Origin of the sequence: Petropleomorpha daqingensis (assembly GCF_013408985.1) — a bacterium.
GTDB classification, from domain to species: Bacteria; Actinomycetota; Actinomycetes; order Mycobacteriales; family Geodermatophilaceae; genus Petropleomorpha; species Petropleomorpha daqingensis.
In genome coordinates this window covers 3,744,395-3,768,202 of sequence record NZ_JACBZT010000001.1, presented here as the reverse complement: position 1 = coordinate 3,768,202, position 23,808 = coordinate 3,744,395, and the positions used below count along the sequence as shown (strand labels likewise).

24 protein-coding genes and 1 tRNA gene are annotated in these 23,808 nt (G+C 73.9%); 11 read left to right on the top strand and 14 right to left on the bottom strand.

Annotation, left to right across the window (positions count from 1 at the left end):
• Positions 1 to 46: 46 nt before the first annotated feature.
• Entirely contained in the window at positions 47 to 856 is an 810-nt protein-coding gene (locus GGQ55_RS18710) for an alpha/beta hydrolase (protein ID WP_179719294.1), read from the top strand.
• A 62-nt stretch (positions 857 to 918) separates the two neighbouring features.
• Here the strand turns inward: GGQ55_RS18710 and GGQ55_RS28550 are convergent, their stop codons facing one another.
• The 6 genes from GGQ55_RS28550 to GGQ55_RS18680 form a co-directional block, all read right to left on the bottom strand.
• Entirely contained in the window at positions 919 to 2,397 is a 1,479-nt protein-coding gene (locus GGQ55_RS28550; RefSeq protein WP_179719293.1) for a lytic transglycosylase domain-containing protein, read from the bottom strand.
• A 169-nt stretch (positions 2,398 to 2,566) separates the two neighbouring features.
• The gene (locus tag GGQ55_RS18700) at positions 2,567 to 2,893 is read right to left on the bottom strand and encodes an STAS domain-containing protein (RefSeq protein ID WP_366489684.1); all 327 of its coding nucleotides are present in this window, start codon (positions 2,891 to 2,893) and stop codon (positions 2,567 to 2,569) included.
• A 55-nt stretch (positions 2,894 to 2,948) separates the two neighbouring features.
• Positions 2,949 to 3,020: transfer RNA gene (locus tag GGQ55_RS18695), tRNA-Val, on the bottom strand.
• Positions 3,021 to 3,070: 50 nt separating this feature from the next.
• Entirely contained in the window at positions 3,071 to 4,141 is a 1,071-nt protein-coding gene (locus tag GGQ55_RS18690; RefSeq protein ID WP_179719288.1) for a glycosyltransferase family 2 protein, read from the bottom strand.
• A gap of 13 nt (positions 4,142 to 4,154) precedes the next feature.
• Positions 4,155 to 4,616 (bottom strand): peroxiredoxin, encoded by a 462-nt coding sequence (locus GGQ55_RS18685; protein ID WP_179719286.1) that lies wholly within the window; start codon positions 4,614 to 4,616, stop codon positions 4,155 to 4,157.
• Between the two features lie 14 nt (positions 4,617 to 4,630).
• Positions 4,631 to 5,056, bottom strand: a complete 426-nt coding sequence (locus GGQ55_RS18680; protein WP_179719284.1) for a DUF3052 domain-containing protein — start codon at positions 5,054 to 5,056, stop codon at positions 4,631 to 4,633.
• Positions 5,057 to 5,425: 369 nt separating this feature from the next.
• On the opposite strand from GGQ55_RS18680, the gene aceE reads away from it, so the two are divergent.
• Together aceE and GGQ55_RS18670 are read left to right on the top strand one after the other, a co-directional pair.
• Positions 5,426 to 8,233, top strand: coding sequence for a pyruvate dehydrogenase (acetyl-transferring), homodimeric type (aceE, locus tag GGQ55_RS18675; RefSeq protein WP_179719282.1), 2,808 nt, complete (start codon positions 5,426 to 5,428; stop codon positions 8,231 to 8,233).
• 197 nt (positions 8,234 to 8,430) lie between these two features.
• Entirely contained in the window at positions 8,431 to 9,444 is a 1,014-nt protein-coding gene (locus tag GGQ55_RS18670; RefSeq protein ID WP_179719280.1) for a type IV toxin-antitoxin system AbiEi family antitoxin domain-containing protein, read from the top strand.
• A 92-nt stretch (positions 9,445 to 9,536) separates the two neighbouring features.
• Here GGQ55_RS18670 and GGQ55_RS18665 read toward each other — a convergent pair whose 3' ends face one another.
• The 3 genes from GGQ55_RS18665 to GGQ55_RS18655 are packed head-to-tail and all read right to left on the bottom strand — an operon-like array spanning position 9,537 to position 11,944.
• Positions 9,537 to 10,742, bottom strand: a complete 1,206-nt coding sequence (locus GGQ55_RS18665) for a M20 metallopeptidase family protein (protein ID WP_179719278.1) — start codon at positions 10,740 to 10,742, stop codon at positions 9,537 to 9,539.
• A 21-nt stretch (positions 10,743 to 10,763) separates the two neighbouring features.
• Complete coding sequence (locus GGQ55_RS18660; protein ID WP_179719276.1) at positions 10,764 to 11,246, bottom strand: pirin family protein; 483 nt, start codon at positions 11,244 to 11,246, stop codon at positions 10,764 to 10,766.
• Positions 11,246 to 11,944, bottom strand: coding sequence for a phosphatase PAP2 family protein (locus GGQ55_RS18655; protein WP_366489680.1), 699 nt, complete (start codon positions 11,942 to 11,944; stop codon positions 11,246 to 11,248). Before GGQ55_RS18655 ends, GGQ55_RS18660 begins: the two co-directional genes overlap by 1 nt.
• A gap of 44 nt (positions 11,945 to 11,988) precedes the next feature.
• Between GGQ55_RS18655 and GGQ55_RS27950 the strand changes: the two genes are divergently transcribed.
• From GGQ55_RS27950 to GGQ55_RS18620, 7 genes are all read left to right on the top strand, one after another.
• Positions 11,989 to 13,167 (top strand): PucR family transcriptional regulator, encoded by a 1,179-nt coding sequence (locus GGQ55_RS27950; protein WP_366489678.1) that lies wholly within the window; start codon positions 11,989 to 11,991, stop codon positions 13,165 to 13,167.
• 139 nt (positions 13,168 to 13,306) lie between these two features.
• Positions 13,307 to 14,245, top strand: coding sequence for an ACP S-malonyltransferase (locus GGQ55_RS18645; protein WP_179719272.1), 939 nt, complete (start codon positions 13,307 to 13,309; stop codon positions 14,243 to 14,245).
• A gap of 31 nt (positions 14,246 to 14,276) precedes the next feature.
• On the top strand, positions 14,277 to 14,492 hold the full coding sequence (locus GGQ55_RS18640; protein ID WP_179719271.1) for a biotin/lipoyl-containing protein: 216 nt from the start codon (positions 14,277 to 14,279) through the stop codon (positions 14,490 to 14,492).
• A complete protein-coding gene (locus GGQ55_RS18635) occupies positions 14,489 to 15,457 on the top strand; it encodes a beta-ketoacyl-ACP synthase III (RefSeq protein ID WP_179719269.1) in 969 nt (322 codons plus the stop codon). Before GGQ55_RS18640 ends, GGQ55_RS18635 begins: the two co-directional genes overlap by 4 nt.
• An 87-nt stretch (positions 15,458 to 15,544) precedes the next feature.
• A complete protein-coding gene (locus GGQ55_RS18630; RefSeq protein WP_179719267.1) occupies positions 15,545 to 15,790 on the top strand; it encodes an acyl carrier protein in 246 nt (81 codons plus the stop codon).
• 45 nt (positions 15,791 to 15,835) lie between these two features.
• Entirely contained in the window at positions 15,836 to 17,077 is a 1,242-nt protein-coding gene (gene fabF / locus GGQ55_RS18625) for a beta-ketoacyl-ACP synthase II (protein ID WP_179719264.1), read from the top strand.
• Entirely contained in the window at positions 17,074 to 18,486 is a 1,413-nt protein-coding gene (locus GGQ55_RS18620; protein WP_366489674.1) for an acyl-CoA carboxylase subunit beta, read from the top strand. The genes fabF and GGQ55_RS18620 overlap by 4 nt, the downstream gene beginning before the upstream one ends.
• Before the next feature lie 200 nt (positions 18,487 to 18,686).
• Here GGQ55_RS18620 and GGQ55_RS18615 read toward each other — a convergent pair whose 3' ends face one another.
• The 3 genes from GGQ55_RS18615 to GGQ55_RS28545 all read right to left on the bottom strand — a co-directional run bounded on the left by GGQ55_RS18615 (position 18,687) and on the right by GGQ55_RS28545 (position 20,971).
• Complete coding sequence (locus tag GGQ55_RS18615) at positions 18,687 to 19,187, bottom strand: DUF3145 domain-containing protein (protein WP_179719262.1); 501 nt, start codon at positions 19,185 to 19,187, stop codon at positions 18,687 to 18,689.
• 379 nt (positions 19,188 to 19,566) lie between these two features.
• Entirely contained in the window at positions 19,567 to 19,818 is a 252-nt protein-coding gene (locus tag GGQ55_RS18610) for a hypothetical protein (protein WP_179719260.1), read from the bottom strand.
• Positions 19,819 to 19,855: 37 nt separating this feature from the next.
• Complete coding sequence (locus GGQ55_RS28545; RefSeq protein WP_179719258.1) at positions 19,856 to 20,971, bottom strand: GGDEF domain-containing protein; 1,116 nt, start codon at positions 20,969 to 20,971, stop codon at positions 19,856 to 19,858.
• Positions 20,972 to 21,076: 105 nt separating this feature from the next.
• Here GGQ55_RS28545 and GGQ55_RS18600 point away from each other — a divergent pair, with 105 nt between their 5' ends.
• Positions 21,077 to 21,985 (top strand): maleylpyruvate isomerase N-terminal domain-containing protein, encoded by a 909-nt coding sequence (locus GGQ55_RS18600; protein WP_246323837.1) that lies wholly within the window; start codon positions 21,077 to 21,079, stop codon positions 21,983 to 21,985.
• Here the strand turns inward: GGQ55_RS18600 and GGQ55_RS18595 are convergent.
• Both GGQ55_RS18595 and GGQ55_RS18590 read right to left on the bottom strand, forming a co-directional pair.
• Positions 21,982 to 22,635 carry a response regulator gene (locus tag GGQ55_RS18595; RefSeq protein ID WP_436277834.1) on the bottom strand — a complete coding sequence of 218 codons (654 nt, stop codon included), beginning with the start codon at positions 22,633 to 22,635 and terminating at the stop codon, positions 21,982 to 21,984. The genes GGQ55_RS18600 and GGQ55_RS18595 overlap by 4 nt on opposite strands.
• 5 nt (positions 22,636 to 22,640) lie before the next feature.
• Positions 22,641 to 23,792, bottom strand: coding sequence for a sensor histidine kinase (locus GGQ55_RS18590; RefSeq protein ID WP_436277843.1), 1,152 nt, complete (start codon positions 23,790 to 23,792; stop codon positions 22,641 to 22,643).
• Positions 23,793 to 23,808 lie beyond the last annotated feature (16 nt).

Sequence of the window (23,808 nt, the reverse complement as noted above, 5' to 3'; positions counted from 1 at the left end):
CTTGGTACAGGTCTGTACCAGCAGGACGTCGAACAGAGGAGGACACGTGGCAGGACGGCAGGTCGAGGGCCCCGCGCTCCCGCTGTACCTCAGCGAGCCGGGTCGCGCGGCGGCGGACTACGGCCTGTACCTGGCCACCCGCCCGCTGCTGGACCGCCTGCCGCACGGCGACGGCCATCCGGTGCTGGTGCTGCCGGGCCTGCTCGCCGACGACGTGTCCACCCGGATCCTGCGGCGGGTGCTGCGCCGGCTCGACTACCGCGTGCACGGCTGGCGGCTGGGCCGCAACATCGGCCCGACCGCGGCGTGCGTGGCAGGGCTGCGCGACCGGATGGAGGAGCTCTCCGACCGCTACGGCCGGCCGGTCACGCTCGTCGGCTGGAGCCTCGGCGGCATCTTCGCCCGTGACATCGCCCGACGCTCCCCCGAGTCGGTCCGCCAGGTGATCACCCTGGGCAGCCCGTTCCGGCTGGCGCACAACGGGCAGAGCCGGGCGACCAAGGTCTTCGACCGGTACTCGCACCTGCACGTCGAGCACCGCACGCTGCCCCTGGAGAGCGAGGCGACACCGCTGCCGGTACCGGCGACCTCGATCTACTCGCATTTCGACGGCATCGTGCACTGGCGGACCTGCCTCGACCTGCCGGGCGAGCGCTGCGAGAACATCGCGGTGATGGCCAGCCACCTCGGCCTCGGCCACCACCCGGCGGCGATCTGGGCGATCGCCGACCGGCTCGCGCAGCCCGAGGGCACCTGGAAGCCGTTCAAGGCCCCGCTGTTCCTGCGGCCGGCCTTCCCGCACCCCGACCAGCCGGTGGTCCCGGTCCCGGCGCAGGCGGCCGACCCCGCCGCCTGACCCGTCCCCAGGACGACCGAGGGCGGTTCCCCCGCGGGGGAACCGCCCTCGGTCGTCGGGGACTAGACCCCGGCCGGGCAGACCGGCAGCGGTGTCAGCGCGAGGTCGTCGCACGTCACGCCCCGGACGGCGTCGACCAGCGCGCCGGTGACCGGGTCCACCACCTGCGGCACCGTCGGGGCCGGAGCCGGCGCCGGTGCAGGAGCGGGCGCGGGGGCCGGCACCGGCAGGGGGACCGACGGGACCTGGACCGGCGGCAGCGGGACGCTCGGCGCCGGAGCGGCCGGGGCCGCGGGTGCGGGCGCCGGCGCAGAGCCGGAGCTCCCGCCGGAGGAGCCGCCGCTCCCGCCGACCGGGGTCGAGCCGCCACCGCCGGACCCACCGGCGCTGCCGGAGGAGCTCCCCGAGGTCCCCGAGGAACCGCCGCTCGCCGCCGGCGCCGCGCTGCCGTTCGGCGAGGAGCCGCCCGACGCCGTGGCCGGCTGGATGTTCTGGCTGTAGGTGGTGTCGCCGGACGACGTCGTGGTGTCGCGAGCACCCATGGCGGGGCCAGGTGCGGCCGGGGCCGCCCAGTAACCCGACGGCGCCGGGAGGCCGCCGCTGGTGTTGCCGACCAGCGGTGGCAGGTCGGCCACCGGGATGCCGGAGGCGTAGGCCGCCGCGAGCGCGAGCACCTCGGCGACGTAGCTGTCGGAGTGGTTGTAGGCCATGACCGCGCGGTGCTGGCCGGCGCTGGTGCGCAGGTCACCGCCCGCGACGCAGAGGTAGTGGGCCGCGCCGAGCGCCGCGTCGTTGATGTTGGTCGGGTCGGTCGTGCCGTTCCCGTCGCCGTCCACCGCGTAGGCGCGCCAGGTCGAGGGGATGAACTGCATCGGGCCGACGGCGCGGTCGTAGCGGGTGTCGCCGTCCCACGTGCCGCCGTCGGTGTCGCCGATGTAGGCGAACTGCCCGCCGTCCAGCGGCGGGCCGATGATCTTCGGGGTCGTGCTGCCATCGGGGTTGAGCGTGGCGCCGCCGAAGCGACCGTGGTTGGACTCGATGCGGCCGATGCCGGCCAGCAGCGACCAGTCGATGCCGCAGGACGGATCGGCGTTGGCCATGCGGGCGGCCGCCACCCGGTAGGCGTTGAGCGCGACGTTCGGGATGCCGTTGGAGGCCAGGCCGGTGATCTCCGGCGGGCCGGCCTGCTGCGTCTGGGCCACCTGCACCGGCATCGCGGTCAGCGTCAGCGCGCCGACCGGGGCGCCGGCGGACAGCTGCTGGTTCTGCTGCCGCGCGGCGACGTCCCAGGGCAGGGAGGCGTCGTTGAGCTGCGCCACCGGGTCCAGGTGGTGCTCCGGTGGCGGCGCGAACACCGCGCCCAGCGCGGCGGCCGCCGCCAGGGCGACGGGCCAGCGCCGGCGGCGCCGCACGCGGCGCGGCGGCGGCGCGGGCTCCGCCGCGGCCGGGCGCTGCGCGCGCGGGTACGGAGTGGGCCTGTCCTGCTGGGCGTCGGACCCCTGCTCGGTCCGATCGAAGGCGAGCACCATCGACCTGCGCACCGTCTTCCTCGACGTGATACGTGTGTCTTGGAGTTCCCCGTTGTCAAGCGAAACGAGCCTTACCCGCGAAGGTTGCGGTCAATCCTCAGGACTGATTCGTCCGCAAGTGCGCCCGGCGCACGACCCGGGCGGCCCACCCGCGCCCCGGCGGAACTCCTCGACGACGGCGTCAGGAGGCGAGCGCGAAGAGCTCCACGACACCGATCAGCTCGAGCACCCGCCGGGCCTGGGCGCTGGCACCGAGAACGGCAGGCAGCTGCCCCCGGTCCCGCACGGGCTGCGTCTGCCGGAGCAGGAAGGACACGGCACTGGAGGAGAGGAAGCGGACGTCGGTCAGGTCCACCGCCGCGACCGCCACCGGCGGATGCGCTCTCTGGAAGGCGGCGACGGTCTCCAGGTCGACCTCGCCGACCAGTCGCAGCACGGGGGCGCCGTCTCGGGCCTCGACGGTGATGCTGCCCGCCGACGGAAGCGTTATCGGAACGGTAGCGACCACACAACCATGGTCGGTCACAGTGCGAGATCAACTCAATACGCAGCGACAGAAAATGTGGGCGCGGCCGGGATCGAACCGGCGACCGCTCGCTTGTAAGGCGAGAGCTCTCCCGCTGAGCTACGCGCCCCGCGGGCCCAGCCTAAGGTGCGAGCGGCCGGCCGGTGCGCAGGCGCGGGCTCAGCCCCGCCGGGCCAGCCCCTGCACCCGCGCCTTCCACCGCCGGTAGCGGCGGCGCAGCAGGCTCACCAGGCTGGCGTCGGAGACGGCCGTCTCGAGGCGGTCCAACCGCCCGACCAGCTGCTCGAGGACCTCCCCGGTCCGCGCCGACGTCGCGCCCTGCGCCGCCAGCGCGCGCTCGATCTCCTGCAGGCGTGGCGGCACCTCGCCGGCGCGCGCGTGCACGCGCTCGACGTGCTCGTGCAGCAGGTCGATCTCCCGCTGGAAGTACCTGGTCACGTACAGCAGCCCGCCGGCGCCGTGCTGCCGGACGTAGTCGCGCAGGGCGGCGTCGCGCACCTCGAGGTCGCGCCCGAGGTGCTCGTCGCTGCGGTCGATGACGCTGTTGGCGTCCGTGCCGCGTGCCTCGGGCCGCTGGTGCCAGAACGCGAGCGGCTCGCCGTCGAGGAAGCCCACCGCGTGCCCGCTCTGGGCCAGGCGCAGGTGGAACTCCCAGTCGCCGACCACGGGGAGGTCTTCCCGGAACGGTCCGAGGTCCTCGAGCAGGCGGCGCCGGTAGACCACCGAGATCGGCACGAACCGGTTGCTGCGCAGCAGGTCGAACAGGGTGAACGAGTGGACGTCGGGTGAGAAGACCTCCCGGCCGCGCTCCACCACGGCGTCGCCGTCGATGCTCTCCGACACCATCTCGGTGCGGACCGCGACCGCGACGTCGTCGCTCGTGCGCAGGTGCGCGACCGTGCGCTCGAGGAACGCCGGGTGCCAGGTGTCGTCGTCGTCGTGGATCGCGACGAACTCCGCGTCGAGGGCGCCGACGCCCTGGTTGGCCGCCGCCTCCATGCCGCGGCCGACGTCGTTGTGCAGCACCGTGACCCGGCCGGTCAGGCCGGGGCACTCCTCGACCAGCCGGTCGACCTCGGTGGCGTCCCCGCCGTCGTCGACGACGACGAGGTGCCAGTCCGGGAACGTCTGCGCGCAGACGTCGGCCAGTGCGCGGGCGAGCAGCACCGGGCGGTCCCGCGTCCGGACGACCACGAGGACGGCAGCTCCCGTCCCCGTGGCCCCGGTCACCAGGCCTGCCTCGTCAGGCGGCCAGCTGGCCGACCGCGTCCTTCCACGCCGACTGCTCACGGGCGTCGCCCGGCTGGTTCACCTGCGCGAAGGTCACCACGCCGTCGGCGTCGAGCAGGTAGGTCGCCCGCAGGGCCATGCCGGCCTTCTCGTTGAAGACGCCGTAGGTCTGGGCGGTCGCGCCGTGCGGCCAGAAGTCGGACAGCAGCGGGAAGTCCAGGCCCTCCTTCTCGCGGAAGGCCTTGAGGCTGAACACGGGGTCGGTGCTGACCGCCAGCACCTTCACCCCGGCGTCGGTGTAGGTCGCGAGCTCGTCGCGCAGCTGGCAGAGCTCACCGGTGCAGATGCCGGAGAACGCGAACGGGTAGAAGACCAGCAGCACCGGGGCGCCGCGCAGGTCGGTCAGGGTCACGACCTGCTTGTCCTGGTCCGGGAGGCTGAAGTCGGGTGCTGTGTCGCCGACGGAGACGGTCATGACCCGATCGTCCCTCAGCGCCGGGAGCGGGCGGCCTTGGGGGTGACCAGGCGGATCCCCGACCAGTCCTTGGCCGCCGAGATGCTGCTGGTCTGCTGCAGCCCCGCGGTCGGCGCCACCTCGGTGACGTCGCCGGGCTCGACGTGCCCGGGCCGGCCGGACTTCGGCACCAGCAGCCACACGACGCCGTCGTCGGCGAGCGAGGTCAGCGTGTCGGTGAGGGCGTCGAAGAGATCGCCGTCGTCCTCCCGCCACCAGAGCAGGACGACGTCGGCCACCTCGTCGGTGTCCTCGTCGACCATGTCGCTGCCGATGGCCTCGACGATGGCGTCGCGCAGGTCTTCGTCGGCGTCCTCGTCCCAGCCGAGTTCCTGCACGACCATCCCCGGCTTGATGCCCAACCGGGCCGCCAGGCTGGCGCTGCCCGAGTCGACGCTCATCCCTGCTGCTCCTCCGTGGAACGGTCCTCTGCTGACCGGTTGTCTGCGACATGGTGCACCGTGGGAGAACCCGGCGCGCGACGACGGCTCACGAGCGCGCGCTCGGGAACGAGGGGAAGACGACGACGGCGGCGACGGCGGACACGACCAGCGGGAAGGTTGCCCGCACCCTGGTCATGTCACCCCTCTGGATCTCCTCGTGCCCGGTGGACCGGGCTTGGCGTTGGCGGAAGCGTAGGGCATGCCGGGCCGGGCGCAAGCCTCCCCAGGGCACGCGCACCGCCGGGAACACGCCGGTACGGCGGCGTATCGACCGGGACACGGGTCCCTCGCGTGACGTCGGAACCTCTGACGTACGACGATGGGGGTATGAGCGCACCGCAGCAGCCGGACGGCGACCCCGCCCGCGACGCCACCACCCCCCGCGCGGTCATCACCGCAGGACTGCCGAGCCAGCTGGTCGACACCGACCCCGACGAGACCCAGGAGTGGGTCGACTCGCTCGACGCGGTCGTCGACCACGCGGGGCGGACCCGCGCTCGGTACCTGATGCTCCGGATGCTGCAGCGCAGCCGCGAGCAGCAGGTCGGCGTCCCGTCGCTGCGCAGCACCGACTACATCAACACGATCCCGCCGGAGCAGGAGCCCTGGTTCCCGGGCGACGAGTTCGTGGAGAAGCGCATCCGCGCCTACATCCGGTGGAACGCCGCGATCATGGTGCACCGCGCGCAGCGGCCCGGGATCGCCGTCGGCGGGCACATCTCCTCCTACGCGTCCTCCGCGTCGCTGTACGAGGTCGGGTTCAACCACTTCTTCCGCGGCAAGGACCACCCCGGCGGCGGCGACCAGATCTACTTCCAGGGCCACGCCTCCCCCGGCATGTACGCCCGAGCCTTCCTCGAGGGACGGCTGACCGAGCACCAGCTCGACGGCTTCCGCCAGGAGGTCAGCCACCCCGGCGGCGGGCTGTCGTCCTACCCGCACCCCCGGCTGATGCCGGACTTCTGGGAGTTCCCCACCGTCTCCATGGGCCTGGGCCCGATGAACGCGATCTACCAGGCGCGGTTCAACCGCTACCTGCACGACCGCGGCATCAAGGACACCTCCGACCAGCACGTCTGGGCGTTCCTCGGCGACGGCGAGATGGACGAGCCCGAGTCGCTGGGCGCCATCGGGCTGGCCGCCCGGGAGGAGCTGGACAACCTCACCTTCGTCATCAACTGCAACCTGCAGCGGCTCGACGGGCCGGTCCGCGGCAACGGCAAGATCATCCAGGAGCTGGAGTCGTTCTTCCGCGGCGCCGGCTGGAACGTGATCAAGGTGATCTGGGGGCGGCAGTGGGACCCGCTGCTGGCCGCCGACCGCGACGGCGCGCTGGTCAACCTGATGAACGTCACCCCCGACGGCGACTACCAGACCTACAAGGCCGAGGACGGCGCGTTCGTGCGCGAGCACTTCTTCGGCCGTGACCCGCGCACCCGCAAGATGGTCGAGCACCTCTCCGACAAGGAGGTCTGGGAGCTCTCCCGCGGTGGCCACGACTACCGCAAGCTCTACGCGGCGTACAAGGCGGCGAGCGAGCACAAGGGGCAGCCGACGGTCATCCTCGCCAAGACCATCAAGGGCTGGACGCTGGGCAGCCACTTCGAGGCCCGCAACTCCACCCACCAGATGAAGAAGCTGACCGCCGAGGACCTCGTCGCCTTCCGCGACCGGCTCTACCTGCCGATCCCCGACGAGGCGCTGGACAAGACCCTGCCGCCGTACTACAAGCCCGAGCCGGACTCCGACGAGATGCAGTACATGCTCGAGCGGCGCCGGGCGCTGGGCGGCTCGATCCCGCGCCGGCAGGTGCTGGCCAAGCCGCTCAAGGCGCCGGAGGACAAGGCGCTCGACGTCCTGCGCCGCGGCTCGGGCAAGCAGGAGGTCGCGACGACGATGGCGTTCGTCCGCCTGCTCAAGGAGCTGCTCAAGGACCCGGAGCTCGGCCCGCGGTTCGTGCCGGTCATCCCCGACGAGGCGCGCACCTTCGGCATGGACTCGCTGTTCCCGACGCAGAAGATCTACTCGCCGCACGGCCAGCGCTACACCTCGGTCGACCGCGAGCTGATGCTGGCCTACAAGGAGTCCGAGCAGGGCCAGATCCTGCACGAGGGCATCAACGAGGCGGGTTCGGCGGCCTCGTTCACCGCCGCCGGGACCTCCTACGCCACCCACGGCGAGCACATGATCCCGATCTACATCTTCTACTCGATGTTCGGGTTCCAGCGGACCGGCGACGAGTTCTGGGCCGCCGGTGACCAGATGGCCCGCGGGTTCCTGCTCGGCGCGACCGCGGGGCGCACGACGCTCAACGGCGAGGGGCTGCAGCACGAGGACGGCCACTCCCTGCTGCTGGCCGCCACCAACCCGGCGGTCGTCACCTACGACCCGGCGTTCTCCTTCGAGGTCGCGCACATCACCCGGGACGCCCTGGTGCGGATGTACGGCGACGACCCCGGCGCGCCGCTCGGCGGGCACCGCAGCCCCGACGTCATGTACTACCTGACGGTCTACAACGAGCCGTTCAACCAGCCGGCCGAGCCGGAGAACCTCGACCTGCAGGGCCTGCTCGCCGGCATGTACCGCTACGCCGAGGGTCCGCAGATCGAGAACGGCAAGAAGGCGCAGATCCTCGCCTCCGGCGTCTCGGTGCCGTGGGCGCTGCGCGCGCAGGAGCTGCTGGCGCAGGACTGGGGCGTCTCGGCCGACGTCTGGTCGGTGACCTCCTGGACCGAGCTGCGCCGCGACGCGGTCGAGGCCGAGGAGCACAACCTGCTGCACCCCGAGGCCGAGCCGAAGGTGCCCTACGTGACCCGGCGGCTGCGGGACGCCGAGGGCCCGGTCGTCGCGGTGTCGGACTTCATGCGGGCGGTGCCCGACCTCATCGCGCCGTACGCGCCGCACGGCATGAAGTCGCTGGGCACCGACGGGTTCGGTCTGTCCGACACCCGTCCGGCGCTGCGCCGTCACTTCCACGTCGACGCCGAGTCGATCGTCGTCCGGACGCTCGCCTCGCTGGCCGACTGGGGCTGGCTCGACCGGGACGTCGTCCGCCAGGCCGTGGAGAAGTACCAGATCCGCGACGTGCAGGCCGCGCCCGCGGAGCAGCGGTCCGACCCCAGCCCCGCGACCTGATCGTCGGAGGCAGCACTGATCAGGTGACCTGATCGAAAACTGTCCCCCCGCACCAACGTTGGTGCGGGGGGACAGTCGTTGCTGCGGGGGGACGTCGTCAGCGGTCGCAGTTCCGCGGCGCTTGCACAGGTGGCCGCGTCGTCCACAGGTATCCGCAAGCGGTTCCCACCGCGGTCTGCCTCGGGGACGGTGCCCGCGTGGAACCGCTCCTCGCCGCCGCGATGACCCGCCACCATGGCGTCTTCGCCACCGCCGACGCGCTGGCCGCCGGCATCGACCGCAACGCCATCGGCCCCCTCCTGCGCACCGGGCAGTGGCGGCGGCTGCGGTACGGCGTCTACACCACCGCGGACGTGTGGCGCCGGCACGAGAGCACCGGGACGACGCACCGGCTGTCGTGCGCCGCGGTCCTGCGTCGCCTCGAACGGAAGGGCGTGGTCATCAGCCACAGCTCGGCGGCACGACTCCACGGACTGGTTCTCCCACGAGCGGCTGAGGACGAGGTGCAGCTGACCGATCCCGAGCAGTTCCGGACCGGCAAGGCGTACCGGATCAGGGTCGCCGCCCTCCCACCGGACGACGTCGTCGTGTTGGACGGCCTGCACGTCACCACGCTGAGCCGCACCCTCGCCGACGTCGGACGGGAGTGGGCGCTGGTCGACACGGTCATCGCGGCGGACGACGCGCTGGCGGACGGTCGCGTCACAACCGAGCAGCTGACAGGCGCATCGCTGGCTCAGACGCACTGGATCAACTGCGGCCGCGCAGCACGAGCGTTGTCGTCGGCCCGGATCGGCGCGCACTCGCCGCACGAGACGCTCACCCGCCTGGCGATCCTGAAGGCAGGGCTACCGGAGCCACTGCTGCAGCAGGCCGTCTACGTCGGCGCGCGGCTGGTCGCCGTCCTGGACATGTACTGGCCGGACCACGGCGTCTTCGTCGAGTGCGACGGGAAAGTGAAGTACACCGACCCCTGGCGGGATCGCACGCCGGCGCAGGTGCTGTGGGAGGAGAAGCAGCGGCAGGACGCCCTGCTCGACCTCGACCTGAACGGGCTGCGCGTCGCCCCGGACGACCTCTGGGAACGCCGGGATCAGAAGCTCGAGCGCCTGGCGGCCTTGCTGGCCCGCGGTCGTCGTGCCGCGCCGAGGTACCGGACGGAGTTCTGGCAGGGCGGACTCCGCAGGGTTCCGCGGGCGCAGGCGAGCTGAGCCGCAGCGCCGTCCCCCTGCACCAACAGCTGTCCTCCTTCAGCAACGCTGGCGCAGGAGGACAGCCTTCGATCAGGTCACCTGATCACCGCTCAGCCGGCGAGGGCGTCCAGGGCCATCCGGGCGTAGAGGGCGACGCCGGCGGGCAGCGGCTCCTCGTCGAAGACGACGAGGTTGGAGTGGTTGGGCGCGGCCTCCGACGGATCGGTCCCGGGCGGGCAGGCACCGAGGAACGCCAGCGCGCCCGGCACCCGCTGCAGCACGTAGGAGAAGTCCTCCGCGCCCATCAGCGGCACGGCCATCGGGGCCGCGGCCTGCGCACCGAGCAGCGCCGCGGACGTCTCCAGCACGGTCGCGGCCGCGCGCGGGTCGTTCACCGTCACCGGGTAGCCCTCGACGTGCTCGAACTCCACGGTCATGCCGTGGGCACCGGCCAGCGCCGTGGCGACCCGCTGCACGCCGGCCACCACCGCGGCGCGGGTGTCCGCCGAGAGCGTCCGGATCGTGCCCTCGAGGAACGCCGAGTCGGGGATGACGTTGTTGGTCGACCCGGCCTCGATGTGCGCGACCGTGACGACGGCGGGGTCGAACACGTCGACCCGGCGGGTGACCATCGACTGCAGGGCCAGCACGATCTCCGCGGCGACCGGGATCGGGTCGTTCGCGGCGTGCGGCATCGAGGCGTGCCCGCCGCGGCCGCGGACGGTGATCTTCCACTGGTCGGCGGCGGCCATCATCGGGCCCGGCCGGACGTTGATCGTGCCGCTGGCGAACGTCGAGGTGATGTGCAGCGCGAACGCGCCGCTCACCGGCGCCTCGGGGACGGCCTCGAGCAGCCCCTCGTCGAGCATGTACCGGGCGCCGTGGAAGCCCTCCTCCCCCGGCTGGACCATGAACACCACCTGGCCGGCGAGCTCGTCGCGGCGCTCGGCGAGCAGCCGGGCCGCGCCCAGGAGCATCGCGACGTGGGTGTCGTGCCCGCAGGCGTGCATGGCGCCGGGGATCTCCGAGGCGAACGGCAGCCCGGTGTCCTCGTGCACGGGCAGCGCGTCCATGTCGCCGCGGAGCAGGAAGGTCGGCCCCGGCCGCGCGCCGCGCAGCACCCCGACCACCGAGCTGGTCGACTTCCCCGTCGTCACCTCGATCGGCAGACCGTCGAACGCGTCGACCACCGTGGCCTGCGTCTGCGGCAGGTGCAGGCCGATCTCCGGACGGCGGTGCAACCGCCGGCGCAGGTCGATGGTGCGGTCGGCGTCGGAGTAGGCGGCGGCGAGGAGATCGGCGGCGCTGGTGGGCATGCCCCCATCCTCACCGCAGGGTCAGAAGCCGGCCCAGTCGGGGCGGTCGGTGCTGGTCCGCCAGACCACGACCCGGTCGCCGGCGTCCACGTCGAGCCGGCCGTCCGGCACGTCGGCCCCGGGCGGGCCCACCCACAGCCGCGCGTCGGGCCGGCCGAGATCGACCCAGCCGGCGACCGCCCGGTGCACGACGTGCGACGGCGGCGCCGACGGGTCGACCGGCCGCAGGTAGGCCTGCAGCACCCGGGCGCCGTCGTCCCCGGCGATCTCGTCGTGGTCGAGCCCCTCCCCCGCGCGCAGCACGGCGACGTCCCCGGCCTCCATCACGGGTTCGTCCGCCCACGCGTGCCGCAGCGACCCGGCGAGGACGACGGCGACGACGTCGACCGCCCGGTGCGCGTGCCGGCCGTAGCCCTCCCCCGGCGCCAGCCGGTCGTCGGCCAGCCGCAGCAGCGGCCCGAGCGAGCCGTCCTCCGGCGCGGCCACCACCCGACCCTCGACCATCACGCCACCTCCGCCCGGTCCCGCGCCGGCAGCGCCGCCCGCCCGCCGGGCAGCGCCCCGAACGCCACTGCGACCAACAGCGTCCACGCGACGCCGAGCGCCCACCCGCCGAGGACGTCGGAGAGGAAGTGCACGCCCAGCCACATCCGGGTCAGCCCGACGAGGAGGGCGAGCGCGATCCCGAGCCCGAGGCAGATCCGCCGTCCCGTGCGGGTCAGCAGCGGCCAGGTCAGCACCAGGACGACGGTGACCAGCGTGGCGCTGCCCGAGGAGTGACCGCTGGGGAAGCTCAGCGACTCCAGCCGTGCCCCGCCGTTGACGAAGTCCGGCCGCACCCGGCCGACGAGCTCCTTGACCGCCGTCGTCAGGGGGGCGATGAGCACGATCGCGGTCAGCACCCAGGCCGCGGTCCACCAGAGCCGGCGCAGGACGAGCCAGACCACCACCGGCAGCAGGACGACGACGCGGAACACGGTCAGCCCGGGCGAGGTGAGCACCTGCAGCAGGTCGTTCACCACGGCCGACCGCCCGTCGCCGGCGTACAGCGCCCGGCTGACGGTGCTGTCCAGCCGGAGCTGCGGGCCGAACTTCGTGGCCACGCCGATCCCGAGCACCACGAGCACGGCGACGCACGCGGCCGCGGCGATCAGGGCCCCCCGTCGCGGGAACCGCGATGCGCCGTCCGGACGAACCTCCACGTGTCCACTCTCCCCGACCTGCGGCCGCATGACAGGCTGAACCGGTGAGCGGCCGGGTCAGCAACCACCCGCCGAGCGAGGCGACCCTCCGGCGGCTCGAGCGGGCCTCGGGCCGGCTCGCCACCCGGGCCGTCGCCCGCATGGACGAGCAGCTGCCGTGGTTCCGCACCATGCCGGCCGACCAGCGCTCGTGGGTCGTGCTCGTCGCGCAGAACGGCATCGCCTCGCTCGTCGACTGGTGCCGCAACCCCGACAAGCCGCCGCGGCTGACCGGCGAGGTGTTCGGCGCGGCGCCGCGGGAGCTGGTCCGGGCCGTGCCGCTGCGGCACACCGTCGACCTGATCAAGACCACCGTCGAGGTGCTCGACGAGAACGTCGACTCGGTCGCCGAGCCCGACGAGGCCGAGGCGCTGCGCATCGCCGTGCTGACCTTCAGCCGCGAGGTCGCCTTCGCCACCGCGCACGTCTACGCCAGCTTCGCGGAGAACCGCGGTGCCTGGGACGCCCGCCTTGAGGCCCTGGTCGTCGACGCCCTGGTGCGCGGCGAGCGCTCCGAGGAGCTGCCCGGCCGGGCCGCGGCTCTCGGCTGGGCGGCGATGAGCCCGGTGGTCGTCGTCGTGGGCGGGGCGCCGGCCGGGGTCGACGCGCACTCGCTCGTCCGCCGCACCGCGCGCTCGATGCGCGCCGAGGTGCTGGTCGGCGTGCACGCCGACCAGCTGGTCGTCGTCCTCGGCGGCTCCGACGACCTCGACACGGTGGCCGAGAAGCTCAGCGACGAGTTCGGGCCCGGCGCGGTGGTCACCGGGCCGGTGGTCGACGGCCTGTCCCGGGCCGCGGAGTCGGCGGCCGCGGCGCTGGCCGGCCTGCGGGCCGCGCCCGCGTGGCCGGGCGCCCCCCGGCCGGTCGCCGCGGACGCGTTGCTGGCCGAGCGAGCCCTGGACGGCGATCCGCTGGCCCGGACCGCGCTGAACGAGCGTGTCGCCGTCCCGCTGCAGGCGGCCGGCGGCGAGGTGCTCGAGACGGTGCGCGCGGTGCTCGCCGGGGGCGGCAACCTCGAGGCGAGCGCGCGGGCGCTGTTCGTGCACCCGAACACGGTCCGCTACCGGCTGCGCCGGGCGGCGGAGCTGACCGGGCTCTCGGCCACCGACCCCCGCGGTGCCTGGACCCTGCAGGTGGCCCTGGCGCTCGCGAACCTCGGCAAGGACAGCTCGCTCTGGCATTGACGTGTGGTCTCTACCACGAATCGGCTGTCCATCCCGCCAGATGCGTCACAGCTTTGTAGGAACCCTCCAAAGATCACCGGTGTCCTTTCGTGCCGCTCCCCGGGCGCGGACGGCGGTGATCTCCGGCAGGGTGAGGGACGTGCTCGCCGTCCTCGCCCCCGGACAGGGTGCTCAGAAGCCCGGGATGCTCGCCGACTGGCTCGACCTCCCCGGCGCCGAGTCCTTCTTCCACTGGGCCGGTGCCATCGCCGACGCCGACCTGCTGACGCTCGGCACGACCGGCGACGCCGAGGCGATCAAGGACACCGCGGTCACGCAGCCGCTGGTGGTCGCGATGAGCCTGTTCATCGCCCGCGAGCTTGGCGCGCTGCCCGAGCCGGGAGCGCCGGCCGACGACGTCGTCATCACCGGGCACAGCGTCGGCGAGCTGACCGCGGCCGCGCTGGCCGGTGTGCTGAGCGTCGAGGCCGCCATCGCGCTCACCGCCGTCCGCGGCCGGGCGATGGCCGCCGCCTGCGCGCAGACGCCGACCGGCATGTCCGCCGTCCTCGGTGGCGACCCCGACGAGCTGCAGGCCGCGCTGGAGCAGCACGGGCTGCAGGGCGCCAACTACAACGGCGGCGGCCAGGTCGTGGTGGCCGGCTCGCTCGACGGGCTGGCCGCGCTGAAGGCCGACCCGCCGGCCAAGGCGCGGGTGCTGCCGCTGTCGGTGGCCGGCGCCTTCCACACCGCGTACATGGCCCCGGCGCGCGAGGAGCTCGAGGGCCTGGTCGCCGGGCTGCGGCCGGCCGATCCCAGCCGCCAGCTGCTGTCCAACGCCGACGGCAAGGCCGTGGGCAGCGGCGCGGAGGCCCTCTCGCGCCTGGTCAGCCAGATCACCAGCCCGGTCCGCTTCGACGCCTGCCTGGCCACCCTGCGCGACCTCGGCGTGACCGCGGCGGTCGAGCTGCCGCCCGCCGGCGCGCTGGCCGGGCTGGCCAAGCGCGAGTGGAAGGGCAGCGACATCGAGGTGCTCGCCGTCTCCGGCCCCGCCGACCTCGACCGGGCGCGGGAGCTGCTGGGGGCGGCTCGTGGTTGATCTCGGCAGCTTCTTCGGCTGGCGTGTCGTCGTGGCTCCCGTGCGCGGCACGGTGAGCCCGGCGGACGTCGCCGAGGGCACCCTCCTCCCCGCCGGCACGCCGCTGGGTCGCGTGCGCAGCCGGCGCGAGGAGGTCGACGTCTCGGCCGGCTACGACGGGGTACTCGCCGAGTGGCTCGTGCAGGAGGGCGACCTGGTCGACGCAGGCGACCCGTTGGCCCGTCTCTACCCGGAGGTCTCGGCATGACCACGCTCCAGCAGCGTCAGGGCGCCCCCGGCGCCCGCATCCTCGGCATCGGCGGCTACCGCCCGCGCCGGCGGGTCACCAACCACGAGCTCGCCCAGGTGATGGACACCAACGACGAGTGGATCCAGTCCCGCGTCGGCATCGCCGAGCGGCGCTGGGCCGGCGAGGACGAGACGCTCGTCGAGATGGCTGTCGCCGCCGGCGGCAAGGCGATCGCGGCCAGCGGGCTGGACCCCGACGAGATCGACATGGTCATCGCCGCCAGCGCCAGCCTCCGGCACCCCATCCCGGGCATCGGCCCGCAGGTCGGCTACCGGCTGGGCATCCGGCGCCCCGGCGCCTTCGACCTCAACGCCGGCTGCGCGGGGTTCTGCTACTCCCTCGGCCTGGCCAACGACGCGATCCGCGCCGGGTCGGTGCGCAACGCGCTGATCGTGGGCGTCGAGCGGCTGACCGACGTCACCGACATGACCGACCGGGCCACCGCGGTGATCTTCGCCGACGGGGCCGGCGCGGCGGTCGTCGGCGCCTCCGACGAGCCGGGCATCGGCCCGGTGGCCTGGGGCAGCGACGGCGACCAGCACAACGCGATCGAGATCGTCGCCGGCACCGGCTTCATGGCGATGGCCGGCCAGGCGGTCTACCGCTGGGCGACGACGAAGCTGACCGAGACCCTGGTCGAGGCGATGGAGCGCGCCGGCGTCGGGCCGGAGGACATCGACGTCTTCGCCCCGCACCAGGCGAACCTGCGCATCGTCGAGTCGATGGTCAAGAAGCTGGGGCTGCCCGAGCGCACCGTGATCGCCCGCGACATCGTCCAGTCCGGCAACACCTCGGCCGCCTCGATCCCGCTCGCGCTGTCGGCGCTGCTGGAGTCGGGCGAGGCGAAGTCCGGCGACCTCGCGCTGGTGCTCGGCTACGGCGCCGGGCTCACCTTCGCCGGGCAGGTTCTGCGCCTTCCCTGAAATCCTGTCGTCAGCCGGGACACCCGTCCCGGGACGACGGCGGCGTCCGACGTGGATGCCGCCACCTTCCGAGAGAGAGGACCCCGCGTGGCCAGCACCCAGGAGATCCAGGCCGGACTCGGCGAGATCCTGGAGGAGGTGGCCGGCGTGACCCCCGCCGACGCCACTCCCGAGAAGTCCTTCACCGAGGACCTCGACGTCGACTCGCTGTCGATGGTCGAGATCGCCACCGCCGTCGAGGACAAGTTCGGTGTCGCCATCCCCGACGACGAGCTCGGCAACATCAAGACCGTCGGCGACGCGATCAGCTTCATCGAGAAGAACCAAGGCTGAGGCCCCGTCCGACTGCCCGGCCATCTCCTTCTGGAGGGAACAGACATGAGCACGTCAACCAGTGACGTCGTCGTCACCGGCCTCGGCGCCACCACGCCGCTCGGCGGGGACGTGGCCAGCACGTGGGAGGCGCTGCTGGCCGGGCGGTCGGGCGTCAGCCGGATCACCGACGACTGGGCCAAGGAGTACCCGGCCCAGCTCGTCGCGCGCATGGCGAGCGACCCCGTCGAGCAGCTCGACCGGGTCCGCGCCCGCCGGCTCGACCGCAGCCAGCAGGCCGCCGTCGTCGCCGCGCAGGAGGCCTGGGAGGACTCCGGCGCCGCGCAGCTCGACGTCGCGCCCGAGCGCATCGCCGTCGTCTTCGGCACCGGCATCGGCGGGGCGCTGACCCTGCTGGGCCAGGACGACGTCCTGGAGGAGAAGGGCCCCAAGCGGGTCTCGCCCTTCACCATCCCCATGCTCATGCCGAACGGACCGGCCGCCGCGGTCGGCCTCGCGATCGGCGCCAAGGGCGGGGTGCACGCGCCCGTCTCGGCCTGCGCCTCGGGCGCCGAGGCGATCCGCTGGGGCCTGGACCTGCTGCGCTTCGACCGGGCGGACGTCGTCCTGGTCGGCGGCACAGAGGCCTGCATCCACCCGCTGCCGATGGCCGGCTTCGCCGCGATGCGGGCGATGAGCACCCGCAACGACGAGCCCGAGCGCGCCTCGCGGCCGTTCGACAAAGCCCGCGACGGCTTCGTGCTCGGCGAGGGCTCGGCGGCCCTGGTCCTCGAGCGGGCCGACTCCGCGAAGTCCCGCGGCGCGACGGTGTACGCGCGGGTGGCCGGTGCCGGTGCCACCGCCGACGGCTACGACCTGGTCGCCCCGCACCCCGAGGGCGAGGGCGCCGCGCGGGCCATCGGCGCCGCGCTGCGCGACGCGGGTCTGTCGCCGTCCGACATCGGGCACGTCAACGCGCACGCGACCTCCACACCGGTCGGCGACACCGCCGAGGCGGCGGCGATCCGCAGCTCGATCGGCGAGCACGTGCTGGTGACCGCCACGAAGAGCCAGACCGGCCACCTGCTCGGCGCCGCCGGCGCCCTGGAGTCGGTGTTCACGATCCTGGCCCTGCGCGACCAGATCGTGCCGGCCACGGCCAACCTCGACGACCCGGACGACGACGCCGCGGTCCAGGCCCTCGACATCGTGCGTCGCGAGCCGCGCAAGGCGTCGTTCTCCGCCGCCGTCAACGACTCCTTCGGCTTCGGCGGGCACAACATCGCCCTGGTGTTCACGACGGCGTGACGACGCTGCAGGCCGCTCCCCCGGCCCCCGTCGCCGACCCCCGGGACCCGGCGGCGCGGCTGCTGCGGCTGTTCGACGAAGGGTCGATGCAGCTGCTGGTGCCCGCCGACGACTCCGGGGTGCTGGCGGCGCGGGGCACGGTCGAGGGCGCGCCGGCCGTCGCGTACTGCAGCGACGCAACCGTCATGGGCGGCGCGATGGGCGTCGACGGCTGCCGGCACATCGTCGACGCGATCGACACCGCCGTCCGCGAGCGGGTGCCGGTGGTCGGCATCTGGCACTCCGGCGGGGCGCGGCTGGCCGAGGGCGTGGTCGCGCTGCACGCCGTCGGTGAGGTGTTCGCGGCGATGGTGCGCGCCTCGGGGCGGGTTCCGCAGATCTCGGTCGTGCTGGGGCCGGCCGCCGGCGGTGCCGCCTACGGTCCCGCGCTCACCGACCTGGTGATCATGGGCCCGGCCGGGCGGGTGTTCGTCACCGGCCCGGACGTCGTCCGCTCGGTCACCGGCGAGGTCGTCGACCAGGAGCAGCTCGGCGGTCCGGACACCCACGGCCGCCGCTCCGGCGTCGTCCACGTGGTCACCGAGAGCGAGCCCGCTGCGCTCGACACCGCACGGCAGGCGGTCGACCTGCTGGCGAACCAGGGGGCGTTCGCCCCCGCCGTGGACGAGCCGGACGTCGACCTGCGCGCGCTGCTGCCTGACCAGCCGCAACGCGCCTACGACGTCAAGCCGCTGGTGGCCGCGCTCCTCGACTCCCCCGGCCTGGAGCTGCACCCGCGCTTCGCGCCGAACATCGTCACCGCGCTGGGCCGCATCGCCGGGCGGACGGTCGGGGTGATCGCCAACAACCCGCTGCGGCTGGGCGGCTGCCTGGACTCCGCGTCGGCGGAGAAGGCGGCGCGGTTCGTGCGGATGTGCGACGCGTTCGGCGTCCCGCTGCTCGTCGTCGTCGACGTCCCGGGCTACCTGCCCGGGGTCGGGCAGGAGTGGGACGGCGTCGTCCGCCGCGGGGCGAAGCTGCTGCACGCCTTCGCCGAGGCCGTCGTCCCCCGGGTGACCCTGGTGACCCGCAAGTCGTTCGGTGGCGCCTACATCGCGATGAACTCCCGCTCGCTCGGGGCGACCAAGGTCTTCGCCTGGCCGGGCGCCGAGGTCGCGGTGATGGGCGCGAAGGCCGCCGTCGGCATCCTGCACCGCAAGAAGCTGGCCGCAGCGCCTCCCGGGGAGCGCGACGCGCTGCACGAGCAGCTGGCCGCCGAGCACGAGAGGATCGCCGGCGGGGTGAACCGGGCGCTGCAGATCGGCGTGGTCGACGAGGTCGTGGAGCCGACCTGCACCAGGCGCCGGCTGGTCGAGGCGCTGGCGACGGCGTCCGCCGGCCGCGGCGCCCACGGCAACATCCCGCTGTAGGGGCGCCTCACCCTCGCGGTGTGGTGGCGCCCCTCGCGGTGTGCCCCGAGGCTGGCGGCCACACGGCGAGGGCGACACGTGGAACGGCCGTCCGGACGCCGCTTCCCCGACGGCGTCCGGACGGCCGGACCCTCAGACTACGATGCCGTCCCGGCCCGGCCGGGTGTGTCGTAGCGAGATCGTGACCTGCGGATTCCTCCTCAGACGACCTGGTGCAGCCAGGTGACCGGGCTGCCGTCGCCGGCGTGGCGGTAGACCTCGAGGTCGGCGTCCCAGGCCGCACCGAGCAGCTCGTCGACGCCGTGCCGGAACGCCTCGATGGAGGTGGCGGTCGCGGCCAGGTGGCGCAGCTGCTGCTCGGTCACCACGAGGTCGCCGTTGGCGCTGGTCGGGGCGCGGTAGACGCCCTGGCCGGGCACGTAGGACATGCGCTCGCCGTCGTTGCCGTGGCTGGCTTCCTCGGTCACCTCGAACCGGAGCATCGGCCACGCCCGCAGGGCAGCAACCAGCTTCGCACCGGTGCCGGGTGCGCCCGTCCAGGCGACCTCGGCACGGTACGACCCGTGCGCCGCAGGCTGCTCGGCCCACGACAGGGACACCGGCGCGCCGACGACGCGTTCCAGCGCCCACTCGACGTGCTGGCAGAGCGCCTTCGGGCACGCGTGCACGAAGACGACACCCTGGGTAGACCGTCGCTGCACGAGGCACCTCCATCGAATCGACCGGTCTCGTCTTCCCCTACGGACCCACCGATTCGGTGACGCGCTGTATTCGGCAATGACGGAGCAGGGCTCCCGCAGACAGTCTGCCCGATGGACACCCCATCGCGCCAGTGGGGGTGGGGCGGATGCGCCGAATGTGACGCAAGGTGACGTGTGTTACCTCTTACCGCTGGTCAACGGCCTATATCACGACCTGCGGCGCGTCGTCCACCGGCCCTTTCCGGTTCCGAACGGGTGCTGCGACGTCGTGTCAAGCACGCGCCGAGTGCCCCGGACGGCGTGTCGCCGGCCCCCGCCCGTCGATCACGCACAGTAGCCGGCGCGAGCGCGGACTCGCCGACGCCACGCCGACGGCAGCTCACCCGCCGAGGCCGGCCTGCAGGTCCTCCCGTGGCGTCACCCGGACGGCGCGGATCCCGCCGTCGTCCGGTTCCGCCCACTCGACGGCGACCACCTGACCGGCCCGGAGCGCCTCCGCACCGGTGCTGTGCCGGACGACGGCCGCGTCGACCCAGCACTCCCCCGGCAGCTCCGGGAGGTCGATCCAGCCGCGGCCGGCGTCGTCGTCCCACCGGACGACCGTGCCGAGGCTCTGCCCACTGCGCGCCATCGCCCCAGGCTGGCCGGGTCGCCGACCCGCGGCAAGGTCAGGCGGGGGCGGTGACCCGGTTGCCGCCGGCGGTCTTCGCCCGGTACATCGCGGCGTCGGCGCGGAAGAGCAGGTCGTGGACGTCGTCCCCGGGGACGACCTCGGTGACACCGACGCTGGCGGTGACCCCGCAGTGCTGCCCGACGAAGGCGACGGCCTGCCGCAGCCGCTCGGCGAGATCGGCGGCCGGCAGCACCGTCGTCACCTCGGCGAGGACGGCGAACTCGTCGCCGCCCAGCCGCGCGACCGTGTCGGACTCGCGCACCGCCGCGTTCAGCGCCGCGGTGACCTGCTGGAGGACCCGGTCGCCCTCGGCGTGGCCGCCGCGGTCGTTGACGCCCTTGAAGCCGTCGAGGTCGACCAGGCAGACGACGGTCGGCGTGGTCTCCTCCACCGCGGTCTCGAGCCGGCTCAGGAACGCGCGCCGGTTCGAGCAGCCGGTGAGCGGATCGGTGGACGCCAGGGCCTGATGTGCCCGGAGGAGCTGGATCTGGCGCTCGTAGGCGTCCCAGGAGTTCGCCGAGGCCATGGCGCAGGCCGTCGTGAACGCACCCATGATGACCGCGATGTAAAGCACCGACAGCGTGATGTGCGGCGGCGCGACGACGAACACGTAGGTGCCGGCCATGAGCGTGCCCGTCACGACCACACCCGCCGGGGGATAGGCCAGGGCCATGTAGGCCAGGGTGAGGAAGAGCAGGGAGTACAGGGGGCTGGAGCTGCCTCCGTCGATCCGGGAGACGCCGGCGACGATGACGGTGACCGCCAGGCTCCAGCCGTAGAACAGCAGCGAACCGCGCGAGTCGCGCATCCACGTCGCCAGCGGGAGCAGGAGCAGGCCAGGGGTTCCGAACGCGGCCACCGCCAGCAGGCAGTGGACGACCAGCGACGCGTGCGCCGCCGTGTCGGTCAGCAGCACATAGCCGAGCGAGACGGCGCACGCGGTCTCGGTGAGCAGGACGCCGATGCGGACGTGGCGCACCCAGTAGGCGGCGCGGTCGTCGTCCTCGGCCAGCCTGCGGTAGAGCGCCGCGCGCAGGGCAGCACCCAGCCGGCGGTGGACGCGCGGCTGCGCGTCCGTCGCCCGGCGGTCCCCTGCCGCGGTTCGGTCCACACCTGGGCGATCGGGATCCGCGGACCGGTCCTTGACCGGGGTTCACCCGTTCGGGTGTGGCGGTTCACAGGCCTGCCGTGGCATGTGCGCGGGTACGCGCCCTCCATGGCTGGAGACGACGGCATGCGCACGCACGGGATGGCCGACGCCGGGCGGAAGGAGATCGCCGGCATGGTGCTGCCGGCGTGGGACGCCTTCCTCGCCCAGGCCGAGGACGTCGACCTCTCCCGGACCTCGCGGCTGCCGGGCTGGCGGGCGCAGGAGATCTGCGTGCACCTGGGGCTCTGGCCGGAGAACACGGCGATGGCCGACCTCATCGCGTCGGCTCGCGCGGGAGGGGACGGCCCGCAGCCCGACGTCGACGCGGTGAACGCGCGGGTGGTCGCCGCCCACCGGGACGCCTCGCGGGCCGACGTGCTCGCCGCGCTGCGCGCCAACCGGGAGGCCACCGAGCGCTACCTCACCGAGGAGCCCGAGGACCTCGACACCGCGCCGACCGTCTCGGTGGTCGGCCGGCTGCCGCTGCTCACCGTCGTCCTGGGGCAGGCGTACGAGCTGGCCGTGCACGGGCTCGACCTGGCCGACCTCGGCGCGCCGCCGGTGCCGGACGAGGTGCTGCTGTCGGGCCTGGCGGCGCTCGCCGACGTGACCGGGGCGCTCGCCGCGGCCTGCGGCATCACCGGGGGCGCGACCCTGACCACGCCGGACGGCGGATGGCGGTTCGCCGCGGACCCCCAGGGCTGGACGGTGACGCAGGTCGGCCCCGGCGAGGCGTCGGGGGCGACGGTGGAGGCACCGGCCGCCGTGCTGCTCGAGGCGGCGTCGGGCCGGATCAACCCGGTGCCGGCCGTCGCCCGGCGCCGGCTGAAGGTGCGCGAGATCGGCGGGCTGCTGAAGCTGGCGCCGATCGTGCAGGCGGTGCCGGGCATCCCCGGAGGGCCGATCCTGCAGCTGGCCGCGAAGACGGTCGGCGGCGCGAGCGGGGTGCTGGGGCGGCTCTTCGGCCGCGGTTAGCCGTCGATCAGCCCGTTCTGGTAGGCGAAGATCACGATCTGCACGCGGTCGCGCAGGGCGAGCTTGGCCAGCACGCGGGTGAGGTGGGTCTTCACGGTCGCCTCGGACAGGTGCAGACGGCCCGCGATCTCGCCGTTCGTGTGCCCGCGGGCCACCTCGGCGAAGACCTCCCGCTCCCGGTCGGTGAGCGTCGCGAGCGCGCCGTCGTCCCGGGCGGGAGCACTCGTCGCGGGCAGCCGCGCCGCGAAGCGGTCCAGCAGCTGACGGGTGATCCGCGGGCTGACGACGGCGTCCCCGGCGGCCACCGAGCGGATCGCGTCGGCCAGCGCAGCCGGTGGGACGTCCTTGAGCAGGAACCCGCTGGCACCGGCCCGCAGCGCCGCGAAGGCGTACTCGTCCAGGTCGAAGGTGGTGAGCACCAGGACCCGGGTGGGCTGGGTGGCGGTGATCGCGGCGGTGGCCTCGATCCCGTCCATGCCCGGCATCCGGACGTCCATGAGGACGACGTCCGGCCGGAGGCGGCCGACCTGCCGGACCGCGTCGGCGCCGTCCACGGCCTCACCGACGACCTCGAGGTCGGGCTGGGCCGAGAGGATCATGCGGAACCCGGTCCGGAGCAGCTCCTGGTCGTCAGCCAGGAGGACGCGCACCGGGGTCACGGTGCCGCCTCCAGGGGGACGACGGCGCGCACCCGCCATCCGCCCGACGCCGTCGGACCGGAGGAGACCGTCCCGCCGAAGAGGGCGAGGCGCTCCCGCATGCCGGTCAGGCCGTGCCCCGGCGGTCCGCCCGTGGAGTCGGCGGGCCGCCCGTCGTCGGTGACGTCGATGGCGAGGTCGTCGTCGTCCCACCGCAGGCGGACGTGGACGCCGGTGGGGTCGTGAGCGTGCTTGAGCGCGTTGGTGAGCGACTCCTGGACGACGCGGTAGGCGGTCACGTCCAGGGTGGAGGGCAGCTGCCGGGCCGGGCCGCTCACGGTGAGCCGGACCGGGAGTCCGGCCGCCCGTGCGCTGGCCACCAGGTCGTCCACCCGGTCGAGGCCGGGCGCCGGGGCGCGCGTGGCGCCCGGGTCCGCCTGCTGCTCGTCGGCCCGCAGGACACCCAGGAGCCGGCGCATCTCCCCCAGTGCCGTCCGGCCGGTGGACGCGACCTGCGTCATCGCCCCGCGCGCGGCGGCGGGGTCGGAGTCGACGGCGACGGCGGCCGCCTCCGACATCGTCACGACCACGGTCAGGCTGTGCGCCACGATGTCGTGCAGCTCCCGGGCGATGCGGGCGCGCTCGGCGGTGGCGACCAGCCGTGCGTGCTGGTCGCGCTCGCGCTCGAGAGACGTGGCGCGGTCGACGAGCGCACCGAGGTAGGCGCGGCGGTTCTGCACGCTCGTGCCCGTGAAGAAGGCGGCCGCGACGAGGCCGGAGAGGAAGATCAGGGAGCCCCAGACGTCACCGGCCGGGAGGAACCGGACGGCGACGAGCACGACCCCGAGCTCGACGACGGCCGCTGCCACCAACGCCCAGCGGCGCGGCCGGTAGGCGGCGACGGTGTACAGCGCGACGAGCACCGCGGCGTCGGCCGGGATCGGGAAGCCGATCAGCCACTGCTGGAACCCGATCGCCGCGACCACACCGAAGACGACGGCGGGCGCCCGCCTCCGCCACACCAGCGGCACCGCCAAGGCGAGGCTGAGCAGCCAGGTCCACGGGCCCAGCGTCGGGTGGTGGAGCGTGGTCGGCAGGCCGGTCAGCGCGACCAGGCACGCGACGCCGCCGTCCACGACCCAGGGGTGCCGGGCACCCCACCGCCGCACCCGGGAGGGCCCGGGT